Annotated in this window: 12 protein-coding genes; 6 read left to right on the top strand and 6 right to left on the bottom strand. The window is 75.1% G+C overall.

Features of this window, described 5'->3' with window-relative positions; translation table 11 throughout:
* The first annotated feature begins 98 nt into the window (after positions 1–98).
* From ACFFHU_RS08460 to ACFFHU_RS08440, 5 genes are all read left to right on the top strand, one after another.
* Positions 99–1,376 carry a sensor histidine kinase gene (locus ACFFHU_RS08460; RefSeq protein WP_377337140.1) on the top strand — a complete coding sequence of 426 codons (1,278 nt, stop codon included), beginning with the start codon at positions 99–101 and terminating at the stop codon, positions 1,374–1,376.
* The gene (locus ACFFHU_RS08455) at positions 1,355–2,182 is read left to right on the top strand and encodes a response regulator (RefSeq protein WP_377337285.1); all 828 of its coding nucleotides are present in this window, start codon (positions 1,355–1,357) and stop codon (positions 2,180–2,182) included. Before ACFFHU_RS08460 ends, ACFFHU_RS08455 begins: the two co-directional genes overlap by 22 nt.
* An 88-nt stretch (positions 2,183–2,270) precedes the next feature.
* Positions 2,271–3,362, top strand: coding sequence for a hypothetical protein (locus ACFFHU_RS08450; protein ID WP_377337139.1), 1,092 nt, complete (start codon positions 2,271–2,273; stop codon positions 3,360–3,362).
* Between the two features lie 143 nt (positions 3,363–3,505).
* Positions 3,506–3,814, top strand: a complete 309-nt coding sequence (locus ACFFHU_RS08445) for a hypothetical protein (RefSeq protein WP_377337138.1) — start codon at positions 3,506–3,508, stop codon at positions 3,812–3,814.
* Positions 3,811–4,074, top strand: a complete 264-nt coding sequence (locus tag ACFFHU_RS08440) for a hypothetical protein (protein ID WP_377337137.1) — start codon at positions 3,811–3,813, stop codon at positions 4,072–4,074. The genes ACFFHU_RS08445 and ACFFHU_RS08440 overlap by 4 nt, the downstream gene beginning before the upstream one ends.
* Positions 4,075–4,144: 70 nt before the next feature.
* Here ACFFHU_RS08440 and ACFFHU_RS08435 read toward each other — a convergent pair whose 3' ends face one another.
* Complete coding sequence (locus ACFFHU_RS08435; protein ID WP_377337136.1) at positions 4,145–6,676, bottom strand: hypothetical protein; 2,532 nt, start codon at positions 6,674–6,676, stop codon at positions 4,145–4,147.
* Positions 6,677–6,872: 196 nt separating this feature from the next.
* On the opposite strand from ACFFHU_RS08435, the gene ACFFHU_RS08430 reads away from it, so the two are divergent.
* Positions 6,873–7,307 (top strand): hypothetical protein, encoded by a 435-nt coding sequence (locus ACFFHU_RS08430; RefSeq protein WP_377337135.1) that lies wholly within the window; start codon positions 6,873–6,875, stop codon positions 7,305–7,307.
* A gap of 269 nt (positions 7,308–7,576) precedes the next feature.
* Here ACFFHU_RS08430 and dacB read toward each other — a convergent pair whose 3' ends face one another.
* From dacB to ACFFHU_RS08405, 5 genes are all read right to left on the bottom strand, one after another.
* Positions 7,577–9,169: a D-alanyl-D-alanine carboxypeptidase/D-alanyl-D-alanine endopeptidase gene (gene dacB, locus ACFFHU_RS08425; protein ID WP_377337134.1), complete on the bottom strand. Its 1,593-nt coding sequence runs from the start codon at positions 9,167–9,169 to the stop codon at positions 7,577–7,579.
* A 188-nt stretch (positions 9,170–9,357) separates the two neighbouring features.
* Positions 9,358–11,286 carry an L-lactate permease gene (locus ACFFHU_RS08420; protein WP_377337133.1) on the bottom strand — a complete coding sequence of 643 codons (1,929 nt, stop codon included), beginning with the start codon at positions 11,284–11,286 and terminating at the stop codon, positions 9,358–9,360.
* 69 nt (positions 11,287–11,355) lie between these two features.
* Positions 11,356–12,780 (bottom strand): (Fe-S)-binding protein, encoded by a 1,425-nt coding sequence (locus tag ACFFHU_RS08415; RefSeq protein ID WP_377337132.1) that lies wholly within the window; start codon positions 12,778–12,780, stop codon positions 11,356–11,358.
* A 57-nt stretch (positions 12,781–12,837) separates the two neighbouring features.
* Entirely contained in the window at positions 12,838–14,109 is a 1,272-nt protein-coding gene (locus ACFFHU_RS08410; RefSeq protein WP_377337131.1) for an FAD-binding oxidoreductase, read from the bottom strand.
* Positions 14,109–15,581, bottom strand: a complete 1,473-nt coding sequence (locus ACFFHU_RS08405; RefSeq protein ID WP_377337130.1) for an FAD-linked oxidase C-terminal domain-containing protein — start codon at positions 15,579–15,581, stop codon at positions 14,109–14,111. Before ACFFHU_RS08405 ends, ACFFHU_RS08410 begins: the two co-directional genes overlap by 1 nt.
* Positions 15,582–15,599: the final 18 nt, after the last annotated feature.

The following is a 15,599-nucleotide window of genomic DNA, read 5'->3' as shown; positions in this document are numbered from 1 at the left end:
GCGGCCGGCGGTCGAGAACGCCATCGACCTTGGTCGCGGCCGAGGCGTCGACTTTGGTCTACTGCCGCATCCATCGGCCGGCTCGTACCATTGCGGCCATGACCAGCGCCGCCGTCCCCGAGTACCGCTGGCTGCTGCCCGGCGCGCTGCGCGGGTCGGCCAGCGAATCGGGCCCGCGTACGCGGCGGACCACCCGGGACTGGATCATCGACGTCCTCTGCTTCCTGCTCGCCGCCGGCTGGGCGCTGTGGACCCTCGCTGACGCGAGCAACCCGACGCCGCAGCTGGTCCGTCCGCTGCCGGAGCACTGGATGACCGTGCTGGACGTCGGCCTGGGCCTGCTGCTGAGCGCCGCCCTGTGGGCACGCCGCCGCTGGCCGGTCGGGCTGGCCCTGGCGACGCTGCCGCTCGGGTTGTTCACCGCCGCCGGGTCCGTCGCGCTGCTGATCATCATGTTCTCGGTGGTCGTGCACCGGCCATTCGCGGTGTCCGGTCCGCTGGTGGCCGCCTCGCTGGTCACCAGCTTCGGCTACGCCTGGCTGCGACCGGACCCGCAACTGCCGTACTGGGCGGCCATGGTCTGGGGCGCGCTGTTCACCGGCGCCGCCATGGCCTGGGGGATGTTCGTTCGCGCGCGCCGGCAGTTGATCGTGTCGCTGCGCGAACGGGCGCATCGCGCCGAGGCCGAGCAGCGGCTGCGGATCGCCCAGGCCCGGCACCTGGAACGCGGCCGGATCGCCCGGGAGATGCACGACGTGCTGGCGCACCGGATCTCGCTGCTCAGCCTGCACGCTGGCGCGCTCGAGTTCCGTCCGGACGCGCCGAGCACGGAGGTCGCCCGGGCCGCCGGGGTGATCCGGACCAGCGCGCACGCCGCCCTGGAGGACCTGCGCGAGATCATCGGCGTGCTGCGGGCCGACGGAGGATCCCCGGACGATGCCGCCCCGGAGCGGCCGCAGCCAACCCTGGCCGACGTGCCGGCGCTGGTCGAGGAGTCGCGCGCGGCCGGGATGCGGGTCACGGTGTCCGAGTCGGTACGCGAGCCGGCCGCGGTGCCGGCCGGAGTGGGCCGCAGCGCGTACCGGATCGTGCAGGAGGCGCTCACCAACGCCCGCAAGCACGCCCCCGGCGCGGCGGTCGAGTTGCGGCTGGCCGGTGGCCCCGCGACCGGCTTGGACGTGGAGGTGCGCAACCGCTGGCCGGTCCGGTCCCCGGAACCGGCCGAGGCCGCAGCCGCCGACCCCGGGCTGCCCGGCGCCGGCACCGGGCTGGTGGGCATCGCCGAACGAGTCAGCCTGGCCGGCGGCCGCCTCGAGCACGGGCGGGACGCCGGCGGCGACTTCCGGCTGGCGGCCTGGCTGCCGTGGCCCGAGTGAGCGGACCGGCCGACCCCGGGGCCGCCGGCCCGGCGCCCGCCGGCTCCGGACCCGCCGGCTCCGGACCCGCCGGCTCCGGACCCGCCGGCTCCGGACCCGCCGGCTCCGGACCCGCCGGCTTCGGGACTGGCGGCCGCGACCCGGTGCGGGTGCTGATCGTCGACGATGACGCTCTGGTCCGGGCGGGGCTGGCGATGATCCTCGGTGGCGTTCCCGATCTCACCGTGGTGGCCGAGGTGGCCGACGGCGACGAGGTGCTGTCGGCCGTGGCGGCGCACCGGCCGGACGTGGTGCTCATGGACATCCGGATGCCCCGGGTGGACGGGCTGACCGCCACCGAGACGCTGCGCGCCCGCCCGCATCCGCCCGAGGTGCTGGTGCTGACCACGTTCGACGCCGACGACCAGGTGCTGCGGGCGCTGCGCGCCGGCGCCGGCGGGTTCCTGCTCAAGGACACCCCACCGGCCGAGATCGTCCGGGCCGTGCACCGGGTGGCGGCCGGAGAGGCGACACTGTCCCCGACGGTCACCCGCCGACTGATCGCCCGGGTCACCGGGCCGGCCACCACCGACCGGTCCGGCGACGCCCGCCAGGACCGGGCCCGGCGCCGGCTCGCCGGGCTCAGCGAACGGGAGCGCGAGGTCGCGGTCGCGTTGGGCCAGGGCCGGACCAACGCCGAGATCTCCGCCGAGCTGTTCATGAGCGTGGCCACGGTCAAGGCGTACGTCTCCCGGCTGCTGACGAAGCTCGAGCTGAACAACCGGGTGCAGGTGGCCCTGCTCGTGCACGACGCCGACCTGGTCTGAGCGCTCCCGTCCGGCTCCCCCGGACGGGGGAGCGCGGTCGCTCCGGCCGGGGATCCGGCGCCGCTCGCCCGGGGGCATCGTCGGGGGCATGACGACGACCAGGGCCGGCGCCGCGGCGGCGGTACGACCGCCCAGAGATCGGGGGGTGGCGCCGGCCCGGTCCTCGTCCGCCGTGCTCGCCTGGGCGCTTGGTTACGGCGGGCTGCGGCTGGTCTGGGCCGTCGGCGCGGCGCCGGCCTTCCCGGGCAGCAGCCGCGACATCGCCGCCACCCACGCGCTGGTGGCCGGGCTGGCCGGCGCGGCCGCCCTGGTGGCGGCGGCGCAGCGCCGGGCCCGCTGGTCCTGGCCGTTCGGCCTGGCCGGCTGGGCGGTCGCGGGCGGCCTGCTGGCCACCGCGCCGATGCTGCTGCTCGACCTGGTCGGGCTGGTGATCCCGGGGCTGGGCCTGCCGTTCGATCCCGGCTCGTTCCTCACCCGGCTCGGTGTGGCCGGCGGCGCCGTGCTGCTCGGCCGGGCCACCCTGGACCACCGGCGCCGGCGGGGTCCCGGCTGTCCCCGCTGCGGCCGGACCGCCGGGGACCGGCCGGCCGCGGGTCCGCCGTGGTGGGCCTGGGCTGGCGCGTACGCGGCGGTCGCCGGCTGCCTCGTTCGGCTGGCCGCGCAGCTCGCGGTGGGCTTCGACATGATCCCGCTGACCGCGGGCCCGGCCGTGCTGGTCTTCGAGGGCGGGTTCCTGCTCGCCGGGCTGCTGCTGCCGCTCGCTCTCGTGCACTCCTGGGGCCGGATCTGGCCGCGCTGGGCGGGGCCGCTGGCCGGCCGCCGGGTGCCGCGCTGGCTGGTGCTCGGTCCGGCGTACGTCCTGGCCACCGGCCTGGTCGTCTACTTCGGGGTGGGTCTCGGGCAGCTCACCGTGGCGGCCGTACGGGGGGAGGAGCCCGGCCTCGGGCTGCCGTACGCGTTCTACTGGGTGGCCATGCCGGCGTACTGGATCTGGGGTCTCGGCCTCGGGGCGGCCGCCCTCGCGTACGCCCGGTCCACCCGGCCCCCCTGCCCGCACTGCGAACCGGAACCCCGACCTCCCGCGCTTGTCGACCGGCCCCCGCGGACGCGGCCCGGGCCGCCAGGGTTGATCAAGAGATGTGCGTCGGGATCGACGCCGTCCCCGACGCAAGGCTCTTGATCAAGGCGGCAGACCCGCGCGGGTCGCTGGGACAGTTTGTCCGTCGCGGGGCTCGTCGCGCACCGTAGCTTGCTGTTCACCGCCGGCCATCGCCGGCGGGCGGTGCGACGACGGCGCGACCGGAAGGGGTCGGTGAACCAGCGGTGACCGAGCGGACCCGCCGTGGGCTGAGCCACGGCAGCGTCGAGGACCGGCTGGACGGATACCAGGTACGGCGGTGGAGGTTCCGTTCCCGACGCTGGCGGCGGGGCGGCCTCGACCCGGGTGAGGTGCGGACCGCGCTGCACCGGACGGCCGACGAGATCGACCTGCTGCACCGGGAGGTCGCGGCCTGCCAGGCGGAGGTCGAGCGGCTCCGGGTGGCGCTGCACCACTGGCAGACCTGGCACCGCCACTGCGGCATTCCCGACCTCCAGTTCCCGATCACCTTCCTCTCGGGCGACCGCCGGTGAACGCGCCAAACTGGGTGCTGCACCTGCCGACCCGGTTGACCTCGTTCGAGTCGGCGGCCCGCCTGGTGGAGCAGTTGCGCGACTCGCTGGTGCACGTACCGGCCCTCGACTTCGCGGCGGCCACGCTCACCGAGAAGGACCGGGTGATGGTCCGGCACCCGGTCTTCTGCGACCAGCAGCTGCCGGGTCGGCACCGCTGTGTGCTGCGCGCCGAGCACACCGGGGCGTGCGTGCCGCTGCCCTGGCAGCGGGCCGGCTGACCGCCGACCGGCTCGGTCCGGGCGGCTGGGCGCATGCCGCCCCGGCAAACGTGATCGGCGCCCGCGCGGCTCAGCGCGGCTCCGGGACGGTAGCCGGGCGGACGGGGCCGCGGGCCGGGTCGCCGGCCAGGTCGCTGGCCAGCTCGTCCACGGCCTGCCAGACCGCCGCGTCGGTCCAATAGCCGGAGTGCCGGGTCGCCGTCGGCCGCGGCTGGCCGAAGATGTACCAGTTGGACACCGGATCGGGCAGCTCGACGTCCACCCCGGCGCCTTGGTCGGCGCCGCCGATCCGGCCGGTGCCGGCGGCGTCGGCCGCGCGTTCGGCGCTGCCGGACCGGTCGGCGTCGGTCGTCCGGCCGGCGATGGCGTCGGCGTCGGCTTGGCCGGCCTGGTCGGCGCCGTCGGAGAGCGCCGGGCCGCCGATGTAGTCGGTGCGGTAATAGAAGTTGCGCCAGGCGTACACGCCCCGGGACTCCAGCCCGCGCAGCACCTCGGCGGAGAAATACGCCGGGAACGCCCAGCCGTACAGCGTACGCAGCGGCGAGCCGAAGGTGACCAGCGCGACCCGACCGTCCGTGGGGCGGTTCTCCGGCTGGAGCAGGGCGGCCGCGGCCAGCACGGTGCCCTGGCTGTGCGCGGTCAGCACCACCCGGCCGCCGCTGTCGTGCAGCCGCCACAGCCGGCGCTGCAGCTCCGGCACGGCCCGCTCGGGGTACGCGGGCGGCGCCAGCGGATGGTAGGCCCGGGGCCAGAACGTGGTGATGTCCCACAGCACCCCGATCCGGCGCCGGCTGGCGAGGTTCCGCCAACCCCGGCGCAGCACCAGGATCAGCAGCAGCGGGATGCCGGTGGCGAGATAGCTGCCCACCGTGTACGTCCACTGGGTACCCCAGGGAAGCCGGTGGAAGATCCAGTAGCGGATCTGGATCGCCACCAGCAGCCCGGCGCCGAGCACGGCCATGGCGGTCAGCAGCACGTCGGCGTCGTGCGGCATCCGGGCCACCCGACGGGCCCGAGCGATCCCCGCCTCCCAGCCGGAGCCCGCCATCAGGCCCCAGAGCTGGGCCAGCCGCTGCCGGCGTACCCGTTCGTCGGCCATGGTGCTCACGTGCCAGTCGTCCTCGCCGGCCGGCCGGGTCACGTTGGCCCGGTACCACTCGCGGATTCGGGACCGCTCCCGGGCGTTCGCGCCGGCCCGCCAGTAGGTGACCAGTTCGTACCCGACAAACAGCAGCAGCATGGCCAGCGGCAGCACGGTGAGGTACTGCACCGCCCGGGCGGCCATCGGGTAGACGTACAACGCGGCCCGGTCCGGGGCGGTGGCCGGCACGTACGGGCTGGCCGAGACCCGACCGAGCAGGTCGGCCACCCGGGTCAGCACCGCCAGCAGCACCACGTTCAGCGCCAGCACGCTGAGGGTGAGGGTGACGAACGGCCCGTACAGCGCGAACATGCCGCGGCGCCAGCCGCCGAGCACGGTGGCCAGCAGCGCCAGCGCCAGGGCGCCGAACACCAGGCCGAGGGTGAGGTTGGCGCCCTCGCGCATCCCCGGCAGGTAGCCGAACGCCTGCGAGTAGCCGGGCTGCACGGCCGCGAACCAACCGGCCGCCACCAGCGCCAGCGCCCCCGCGCCGAGCACGGCCGCGGGCGCCGCCGGCGGGCAGGCGTCGGCCACCAGCAGCAGCACCGCGGCGAGCACCGCCAGGCCGCCGAGAACGTACCCGGCCGTGGCCAGTCCGGTGGCGTGCAGCGGCGCGCCCGCGGCCACCGCGGCGCGGCGCACGACGTACCCGAGCAGCAGCGCGACGAACGCGAAGCCGGCGCCGACGTGCAGACATCCCAGGTCCAGGGCGCTGCGCCGGCCGTCCCAGAAGGCCGGGTCCGGCAGTCCCCGACCGGGTTGGGCGGAGCTGTGCGCCGGACCGGCGTCCCGCGGTGGCGTCCCGGTCCGGCCCGGCGGCCGGACCAGCTCGTACCGACGGATGGAGCGCAGCGTCAGCACCGCCAGCAACACCACCAGGAGGGCCGGCAGGAGCGCGCCGATCAGCGCCCGCCGGGCCGGGTGGCCGACGGCCAACGGATCGGTCAGCGGCCTCAGGTACCAGTGGGCGCCGGCGCAGTCCCGCAGCCCGCCGCACTGGTAGCCGATCAGGTCCATGCCGATGATCGCCACCAGCAGCAGCAGGTTCAGCGTGATCGCCAGCGCGACCCAGCGGACGGCCGTGCGGTGCAGCCGGAACCGGACCGGGTCGCGGTGCACGGCCGGGGTGCACATCCAGCCGGCCATGTTAGCCAGCGCGAACGGGAAGAGCAGCAACCACAGCACCCGGCTGCCGCTGCGCGAGGTCAGCCCGCCCCAGGAGTACGCCTCGACGTGCCGGCCGGGGACGCCGGCGGCGCCCGGCACGTCGGCGGTGCGGTAGAAGCCGGCGATGCGGTCGCCGGACACCTGCTGCGGCGCGTCGTCGCCGAGCAGGCCCTGCGGGGTGGTGCCGCCCACCCCGTGCAGCCGCAGTTCGGTCACCCCGTCGAGGGGCGCCACCGGGGGCACCAGCCCGGACGGCCGGGGGACCGGTGCGGTGTCGAATCGCTGGAGCGGCATGGCCACCACCACGGGACGTCGGTATCCCTCCAACGTCCGCCGGTCGGGCGTACGTCGCAATCCGCTACCCGACACGCGGCCGGCGTCCCGTCTACACACCTTTCGGCGATGATCACCCGGACCGATCGACGGATTGAGGATCGCCGTTGCCTTGTTAGCGTCGCGGGCGACATCCGACAGGACACGGGGAGACGCGATGCAACAAAAGCTTGAGGCTCGGGCGTTCGAGCAGGTGGCGAGCATGATGCTGGCCGGTGAGCAGCCGGTGGCGGCCGCGCGGGCCGTGGTCGGACGGTTCGCCGCCAGCCGGCTCGGAACTGTCGTCGCCCAGACAGCGGCCCAGGGCGCGGCGGGCGCGGCGTTGACCGCGCACAAGAAGCAGTTCGTCGTGGTCACCAACCGTCGGCTGATCTTCCTGACGCAGACCTTCATGGGCGGCCCAGGCAAGAAGGTCGTCGGCGAGGTGCCGCGGGAGCAGGCGTCGCTGGCTGAGGCCAAGTTCGGGGTGGTGAGCCAGCTGCGCATCGCCTTCGGCGACGCTGGTGACGGGGTGTCGCTCACCTTCCCGCGGGTGGACAAGAAGAACGCCGAGTCGCTTGCCGCGGCCCTACGCCAGGTCCCCGCCGCCTGAGCTGCGCCGCCGAGAGGTGAGCGGCACGGCGCTCCGGGCCACCGCGAGCCAGGCAGATCTTGGACCGAAACCGTTAGTGGCTAACGGTTTCGGTCCAAGATTCACCGAAGGGGCCGGGCTGACGGGCCGCTCCGACGGAGCCGGGAGACCGGCGGGCGGGCCGACGCGCGAGTGGCGCCGGCCCGCCCGCCAGCGCGCCCGCGCCGCGGGCGTTAAGAGGGGCCCCTTCCTATGCAGAAAGCGATAAGAAGGGGCCCTTCCTTACGTGCTCAGCAGGCGATGGGCTTGACCCAGGAGCACTCCAGGCCGTCCGGAGCGGCCGGGGCCGTCGGCGTCGCCGTCCGCGGGGCGAGCCGGGCCGTGCCGCCGGCCGGGGCCGATCCGGAGTACGACGCGAGGGCCACCGCGATGGCGTCCTGCAGCCCGGTCACCGACGTGTTGACGTAGTTGTTCATCAGGATCGAGAAGACCAGCAGGTGCCCGTCGGCGTCGGTGGCGTACCCGGACAGCGACGAGACGCCGGTCAGGCTGCCCGTCTTGCCGTGCACGTTGTTCGCCGCCGGGGTGTTGCGCATCCGGTTGCGCAGCGTGCCGCCGACGAAGCGGTCGGGGTTGCCGGCGATCGGCAGGGCCGCGTACCAGGGCTGGAACCAGGGCTCCCGGGCGGCGGCCGCCAGCAGGTCGGTGAACTCGGCCGGCGGCACGAGGTCCTGGCGGGACAGCCCCGAGCCGTCGACCTGACGGATGGTGGCCGTGTCCACGCCGACGCTCTTCGCGTACCCGGCGATGCCGGCGATGCCCGCGGGCCAGCTGCCCTCGTTGGAGACCGCCCGGCCGATCGACTTGGTCAGCACCTCGGCGTGACCGTTGTTGGACAGCTTGAGGAACGGCACCAGCAGCTCGGCCAGCGTCATCGACCGGTGGCTGGCCAGCGGCGTGGCGTCCGCCGGCGTGGCGCGGCTCAGGTCGGTCCGGCCCAGCACCCGTACGCCGTGCGCGGCCAGGGCCCGCCGGAAGACGTCGGCGGCCAGCCCGGTCGGCTCCCACACCGGGATCCAGTCGCTGCTTGCGTCGCCGCCGACCGGCAGCTGACCGGTCACCACGATCGTGTTGGTGCCGTGCCGCCGCTCGAACGAGATCGTGTCGTCGCCGCTGGCCACCGTGGTGGCGTGGTTCTCGATCCGCACGTAGCCGTTGTCCGGCGTCATGCTGATGGCCGGCCGCGCGCCGGCGGTGGCGCCGGGGGTGGCGGTGACGATGACGTTGCCGGCGTCGTAGTCGGTGTCCGGCGCCACGGTCAGCGCCGACACCTGTGCGGCGTAGTACGCCGACTCGTCGTCCCAGGCCCAGTCGGCGCCCAGCCGCCGGTCGTCGAACCAGGTGTCGTCGGCCACCAGGCCGCCGGTCACCAGCCTGACGCCGCTGGCCGCCACCTTGGCGGCCAGCTCGTCGTAGTCCTTGGCCAGCATGGTGGGGTCGCCGGTGCCGCGCAGGTACAGGTCACCGCGCAACACCGGGCCGCGGCGCTGACCGGCGGCGCGTACGTCCGTGCCGAACCGGTGGTCGGCGCCGAGGATCTCCATGGCGGCCGTGGAGGTGAGCAGCTTGGTGTTCGACGCCGGCACGAGACGGCGGTCTCCGTTGCGGTTGTAGAGGGTCTGCCCGGTGACGGTGTCGACGACGACCACGCCCGCCTGCGCGCCGGCCAGCCGGCCGTCGGCGAGGACCCCGTCGATGGTGGCGGCGAGCCGGGTCTGCGCGGGTGGCGGCGCGTCGGCGGTGGCGGTGGAGGCGCCGGTGGTGGCGGCGAGGCCGACCAGGGCGGCGAGCGCGAGCCCGCGGCGGAACAGATGACGGTCCATCCGGCGATGGTGCCATGAAGATAACTGCCAGTGCTATGCGTCACATGAAGAAAGATGCCAACTTCGCCGACGGCCGCGGAATTCCGCGCCTCTTGCGGAGACGCCGAACTCCGCGGCCGTTCATGCGGCGCCGGCCGCCGTGGCCGTCCATGCGGCGCCGGCCGCCGTGGCCGTCCATGCGGCGGCGGTCAGGGGACCATCCAGCTCAGCACCGGGCTGGCCTGGAGCGCCACCAGCACGCACATGCCGAGCAGCATCACCAGGCTCCAGCCGAAGACCTTGCGGAACAGCTCGCCCTCCCGGCCGGCCATCCCGACCGCGCCGGCCGCGATGGCCAGGTTCTGCGGGCTGATCATCTTGCCGAGCACCCCGCCGGAGGAGTTGGCCGCGGCCAGCAGCACCGGGTCGAGGCCGGCCTTGGCCGCCGTCTGCACCTGCAGCGCGCCGAAGAGGGCGTTGGCCGAGGTGTCCGAGCCGGTGACCGCTACCCCGATCCAGCCGAGGATGGCGGACAGGAACGCGAACACGCCGCCGGCCGCGGCCAGGAACGCGCCCAGCGTGTTGGTCTGGCCGGACTGGTTGAGCACGTACGCGAGGGCCAGCACCGCCATCACGGTGACGATGGCGTTGCGCAGCTCCACATAGGTGCGCCCGTACGCCCGCACCGCCCGGCCGGCGGACACCCGCAGCACGATCGCGGTGATGACGCCCGCGATGATCATGAGGGTGCCGGCGGCGGGCAGCCAGTTCAGGGTGAAGGTCACCGAGGAGAGCGGCTTGCCGTTGCCGCCCACGACGTCCAGCCCGGGCCAGGCGAACTTCACGGTCCACGGCTTCTTGGCGAGGGCGTCCTTGATCGGGCCGATGTTCGCGAGGGCGAAGATCGCGATGATGATCACGTAGGGCGCGTACGCCCGGGCCACCTCGGCCGGTGGATCGACGACCGCGCCGGCCCGGCCGCCGGCGTCCGGGGCCGCCGGTCGGCCGGCGCGGTCCCGGTTCGCCGGTGTGCCGCCGGTCCGCACGCGGTCCGCAGGTCCGGCCGGGTCCGTCCGGCCGCCGTCGTCCGGCCCGTCCAGCGCCGGCGCGGTCGCGTCGCCGGACGTACCGCCGGTGGCGAGGGTGGTCGTACCGTGGCCGGAGTCGGCGCCCGCGGCCGGGACGTCGCGCCGCGGCGCCGCGCCGGCCACCTCGTCGCGATCCCCGGTCCGGGCGGCCGGCACGGCCGGCGCGGGCGTCCGCTCGTCGCCGGTGTCCGCGTCGGCCGGCGCGGCCACCGGATGCCACACCCGGACCAGCAGTACGACGGCCGCGGCCGAGACCAGCGAGGCGATGATGTCGGTCAGCGGCACCGACACGTAGTTGGACGCGACGAACTGGGCCAGCGCGAAGGTGAGGCCGGCCACCAGGGCCGCCGGCCAGGTCTGCCGGACGCCCCGCCGGCCGTCCACCACGGCCACCAGGATCAGCGGTACGACCACGGCCAGGATCGGCGTCTGCCGGCCCACCATCGCCCCGAGGGTGTCCACGTTGAGCCGCGGATCCCCGCTGGCGCCCCCGGCCACGCTGCCCAGCGTGACGATCGGGGTGGCCAGCGCGCCGAACGCCACCGGCGCGGTGTTGGCGATCAGCGACACCGACGCGGCCTGGATGGGCCGGAAGCCCAGCGCCATCAGCATCACCACGGTGATCGCCACCGGCGTGCCGAACCCGGCCAGCGCCTCCAGCAGCGCGCCGAAGCAGAACGCGATGATGATGGCCTGGATCCGCCGGTCCGGGCTGACCCGCTCGAACGAGCGGCGCAGCACGTCGAAGTGTCCGCTCTCGACGGTCAGGTTGTAGACCCAGATGGCGTTGACGACGATCCACAGGATCGGGAAGAAGCCGAACGCCGCGCCCTCGGTGGCCGACAGCAGGGCCTGGCCGGCCGGCATGGAGTAGATCGCGACGGCCACCACGAGCGAGACCACCAGCGAGATGACGCCGGCCAGCCACGCCTTCATGCGCAGCACGCCGAGCAGGACGAAGAGGGTGAGCAGGGGCAGTACGGCGAAGATCGCGGACAGCGCGACGGAATCGCCGACCGGATCTGTGACGATCTTGAACTGGTCGAACATCGGATCACCTCGTTGGGGTTGAGGGGGGTGGCGAGGTGTTAAGAGGGGGCCCTTCCTATACCGGAGGCGTTAAGAAGGGGCCCTTCCTTGCAGCAGGGACTCGGCGGGAGCGCCCCGGAGGGAGGCGTCGAGGACCTGCGCGGTGTGCGCCAGCGCGATGTCGCCGCCGGCCCGGGCCACCGAGGCCGCCACCTGCATGAGGCAGCCGGGATTCGCCGTCACCAGCAGGTCGGCGCCGGTGGCCAGTACGGTCCGGGCCTTGCGGTCGCCCAGTTCGGCGGCCGGCCCGGGGTTGAGCACGTTGTAGATGCCGGCCGAGCCGCAGCAGATCTCCGGATCGGCGATCTCCCGCAGCTCCAGGCCGGGAATGCCGCGCAGCAGATCCCGGGGCTGCGCCCGGACGCCCTGCGCGTGGGCCAGGTGGCAGGCGTCGTGGTAGGCCACCGTCACCGGCAGCGGATGCCGGCGGGCCGCCGGACCCAGCTCGACGAGGACCTCCGACAGGTCCCGCACCCGGCCCGCGAACGCGGCCGCCCGCTCGGCGTACCGGGGATCGTCGCGGAGCAGGTCGCCGTACTCCTTCAGGGTCGAGCCGCAGCCGGCCGCGTTGACCACGAAATAGTCCAGCTCCTCGTCGGCGAACGCGTCGATCAGCCGCCGGGCGAACCGCTGCGCCTCCACCTCCCGCCCGTTGTGCACGCTGAGCGCGCCGCAGCAGCCCTGCCGGTCGGGCAGGATCACCACCTCGCAGCCCTCGGCCGCGAGGATCCGGGCGGTGGCCGCGTTGACGTCCGGGAAGAACGCCCGCTGCACGCAGCCGGTGAGCATGCCCACCCGGGCCCGCCGGGCGCCGCGCGCGGGGACCCGGCTCGGCGGCCGCGGCGGCCGGCGCAGCCGGGGCGCCAGCGAGTCCAGCGCCGCGAGCGTGGGCGCCAGCCGGGGCAGCAGGCCGGAGCGGGTCACCAGCGACCGCAGCCCGGTGCCCTGGTACGCCCGCAGCGGCCCGCGGAGCAGCCGGAGCCGGCGCGGGTACGGGAACAGCGCGAAGATGGCCGCCCGCAGGGCCCGGTCCCGGGGCGAGCGCCGGTGCCGGCGCTCCACCTGCTGCCGGGTGCTCTCGATGAGGCGGTCGTAACGAACGCCGGACGGGCACGCGGTGACGCAGGACATGCAGCCCAGGCAGCGGTCGAAGTGCTCGACCATCGAGTCGGACAGCGGCTCGCCGTCGATGCCCTGCTTCATCAGGTGGATCCGCCCGCGCGGCGAGTCCATCTCCTCGCCCCACAGCACGTACGTGGGGCACGTGGGCAGGCAGAATCCGCAGTGCACGCAGTCGGCCACCAGCTCGGGCGCCGGCGGATGATGGCCGTCGAACGCCGGCCCGCCCGTCGCCGGCCCGCCGGCCGCCGGCCCGCCGGTCGGAACGGGGTCGCCGAGCACGTCCCGCGGCGCGCTGGCCGGCTGGCTGCCCCCGGGCGAATCGAGGCCGGTCATCAGATGCCTCCCACGAGTCGGCCGGTCATCAGATGCCTCCCACGAGTCGGCCGGTCATCAGATGCCTCCCACGAATCGGCCGGGCGCGAGCAGCCGGTCCGGGTCCAGCCGCTGTTTCACCCGGCGCATGAGGTCGAGCCCGTCCACCGGTCCCCACAGGTCGACCAGGTCGCGCACCGCGGCCGGCGCGGTGAGCACCACGCCGTGCCCGCCGGCCGCGAGGCACGCCGCCCGCAGCTCGATCACCACCCCGGCCACTGCGGCCGGGTCGTCGGCCGGCAGCCCCGCGTACAGCACGCCCACCCCGGCCGAGCCGCGCACGGCCACCGGCAGCCCGTGCCGGTCGGTCGCCGCGCGGGCCGCGGCCAGCAGCCCGGGCACGCCGGACAGCGCCGCGGTGAGCTTCAATCCCACCTCGCCGGGCCGCCACGGCGGCGCGGCCCACCAGTCCGGCGGCTCGGGGGCGGCCACCGCGTCCGGGCCGAGTAGCCGAACGGCTGCCGCCGCCCGGGCCGCCACCCCGGCCGGGGTGCCCTCCAGCAGCACGCACAGCCGGGCGCCACCCCCGCCCGGGACGTCCAGCTCCAGCGCGCTGGGCACGAGCTGCGCCCCGCGTACGGCCGCGGCCAGCTCGGCCGCCTCGACCGGATCAGCCAGCCCGCGGCTGACGTACGCGGTGGCGGCCGGCAGCGGGTGCAGCCGGAACGCGCACTCGGTGATCAGCCCCAGCGTGCCGTGCGAGCCGGTGACCAGCTTGCCCAGGTCATAGCCGGCCACGTTCTTCACGACCTTGCCGCCGGCGTGCGCCACCACCCCGTCGGCGCGGACCACCGTGACCCCGATCAGCAGGTCGCGGACCGTGCCGTAGAGCATCCGGCGTGGACCGCTGCGGCCGGCCGCCACCGTGCCGCCAACGGTGGCGGCCGACCCCGGTACGTCCAGCGCGAGCTGCTGGCCGGCGCCGGACAGCAGCTCGGCGAGGTCGGCCAGCCGGGTGCCGGCGCGGACCACCGTGATGAGGTCGCCGGCCGCGTGCTCCACCACCCCGGCCAGCCGGCGGGTGTCCACCAGGAGGTCGAGCCGTTCGGGCGGGTTGCCCCAGTCCAGCGTGCTGCCGCCGCCGCGGAACGCCACGGCCGCCCCGGTCGCCCCGGCGGCGCGCAGCACCGCCGACGCCTCCCCGGTGTCGGCCGGCTCGGCCACGTACCGGGCCGGAACGCCGGCCACGACGTCGGCCGCGCCCGCCGGCCGGACGCCCGGAACGCCGTCGACGCGCGGGCCCGCCCGGCCCGGCGCGGCGCGGCCGGTCACCTCGCCGGCGCCGGCCATCAGAACACCTCCGCCAGGCCAGCCTCCTGGGCGGGATGCGCGCCGCGCCGCCGCCCGGGCGCCTCGCCGCACAGCCGCGGGGTGGGGAACACCTTGCCGGGGTTGGCCAGCGACCTCGGGTCGAAGGCGCACCGGACCAGCTGCATGGTGTCCAGGTCGTCGTCGGTGAACATCCGCGGCATGTGCTTGGCCTTGTCCATCCCGACGCCGTGCTCCCCGGTGATCGACCCGCCGGCGGCGACGCACAGCTCGAGGATGGCCCCGGACACCTCCTCGGCCCGTTCCGTCTCGCCGTCCACGGCGGCGTCGAAGAGCACCAGCGGGTGCAGGTTGCCGTCGCCCGCGTGGAACACGTTGGCCACCCGGATCCCGCGCTCGGCCGACAGCTCGGCGATCCGGCGCAGCACCTCGGGCAGCGCGGTCCGCGGGATCACCCCGTCCTGCACGATGTAGTCGGGGCTGATCCGCCCGACCGCCGCGAACGCCGATTTGCGGCCCTTCCAGAACAGCGCCCGCTCCGCGTCGTCGGCGGCGATCCGGATCTCGGTGGCGCCGTTGTCCCGGCACAGCCGTTCCACCTCGGCGAACTGCGCCGCCACCTCCGGCTCGGGCCCGTCCAGCTCGACGATCAGCACCGCGCCCGCGCCCGGCGGGTAGCCGCAGTGCACGGCCGCCTCGGCGGCCTCGATGGCCAGCGCGTCCATCATCTCCACGGCCGCCGGGACCACGCCGGCCGCGATGATCGCCGAGGTGGCCGCGCCCGCGGCGTCCGTGCCGGCAAAGGCCGCGAGCAGCGTACGCACCGACTCCGGCAACCGGACCAGCCGGACAGTGACCTCGGTGGCGATCCCGAGCGTGCCCTCCGAGCCGACGAACGCGCCGAGCAGGTCGTACCCGGGTGGATCCGGCGCCCGCCCGCCCAGCCGGACCAGGTCGCCGTCGGGGGTGACCACCTCCAGCCCGGTGACGTGGTTGGTGGTGAAGCCGTACTTCAGACAGTGCGCGCCGCCGGAGTTCTCCGCGACGTTGCCGCCGATCGAGCAGATCTGCTGGCTGGACGGGTCGGGCGCGTAGTAGTAACCGTGCGGGGTGGCCGCCCGGCTGACCGCCAGGTTGATCACGCCGGGCTGCACCACAGCCCGCTCGTCGGCGGGGGAGACCTCGATGATGTCCCGCATCCGCGAGGTCACGATGAGCACCCCGTCGGCGTGCGGCAGCGCGCCGCCGGACAGCCCGGTGCCCGAGCCGCGGGCCACGAACGGCGCGCCGGCCGCCACGCACGCCCGCACCACGGCGGCGCACTGCGTGGCGTCCTCGGGCAGCGCCACCAGCGCCGGCACCACCTTGTACTGGGCCAGCCCGTCGCACTCGTACGTGCGCAGCTCCTGCCGGTCGCTGATCACCCGCTCGGCGCCGATGGCGGCCCGCAGGCTGGCGGCGAGAGCGTCGATGTCCGTCGTGGCCGTGCTCATCGCGCACCTCGCAGGCTC

Origin of the sequence: Plantactinospora siamensis, from assembly GCF_042434095.1 — a bacterium.
Lineage (GTDB): Bacteria > Actinomycetota > Actinomycetes > Mycobacteriales > Micromonosporaceae > KBS50.
Note: the sequence above shows the minus strand (reverse complement) of the source record. Positions and strands in the feature narration are given on the sequence as shown.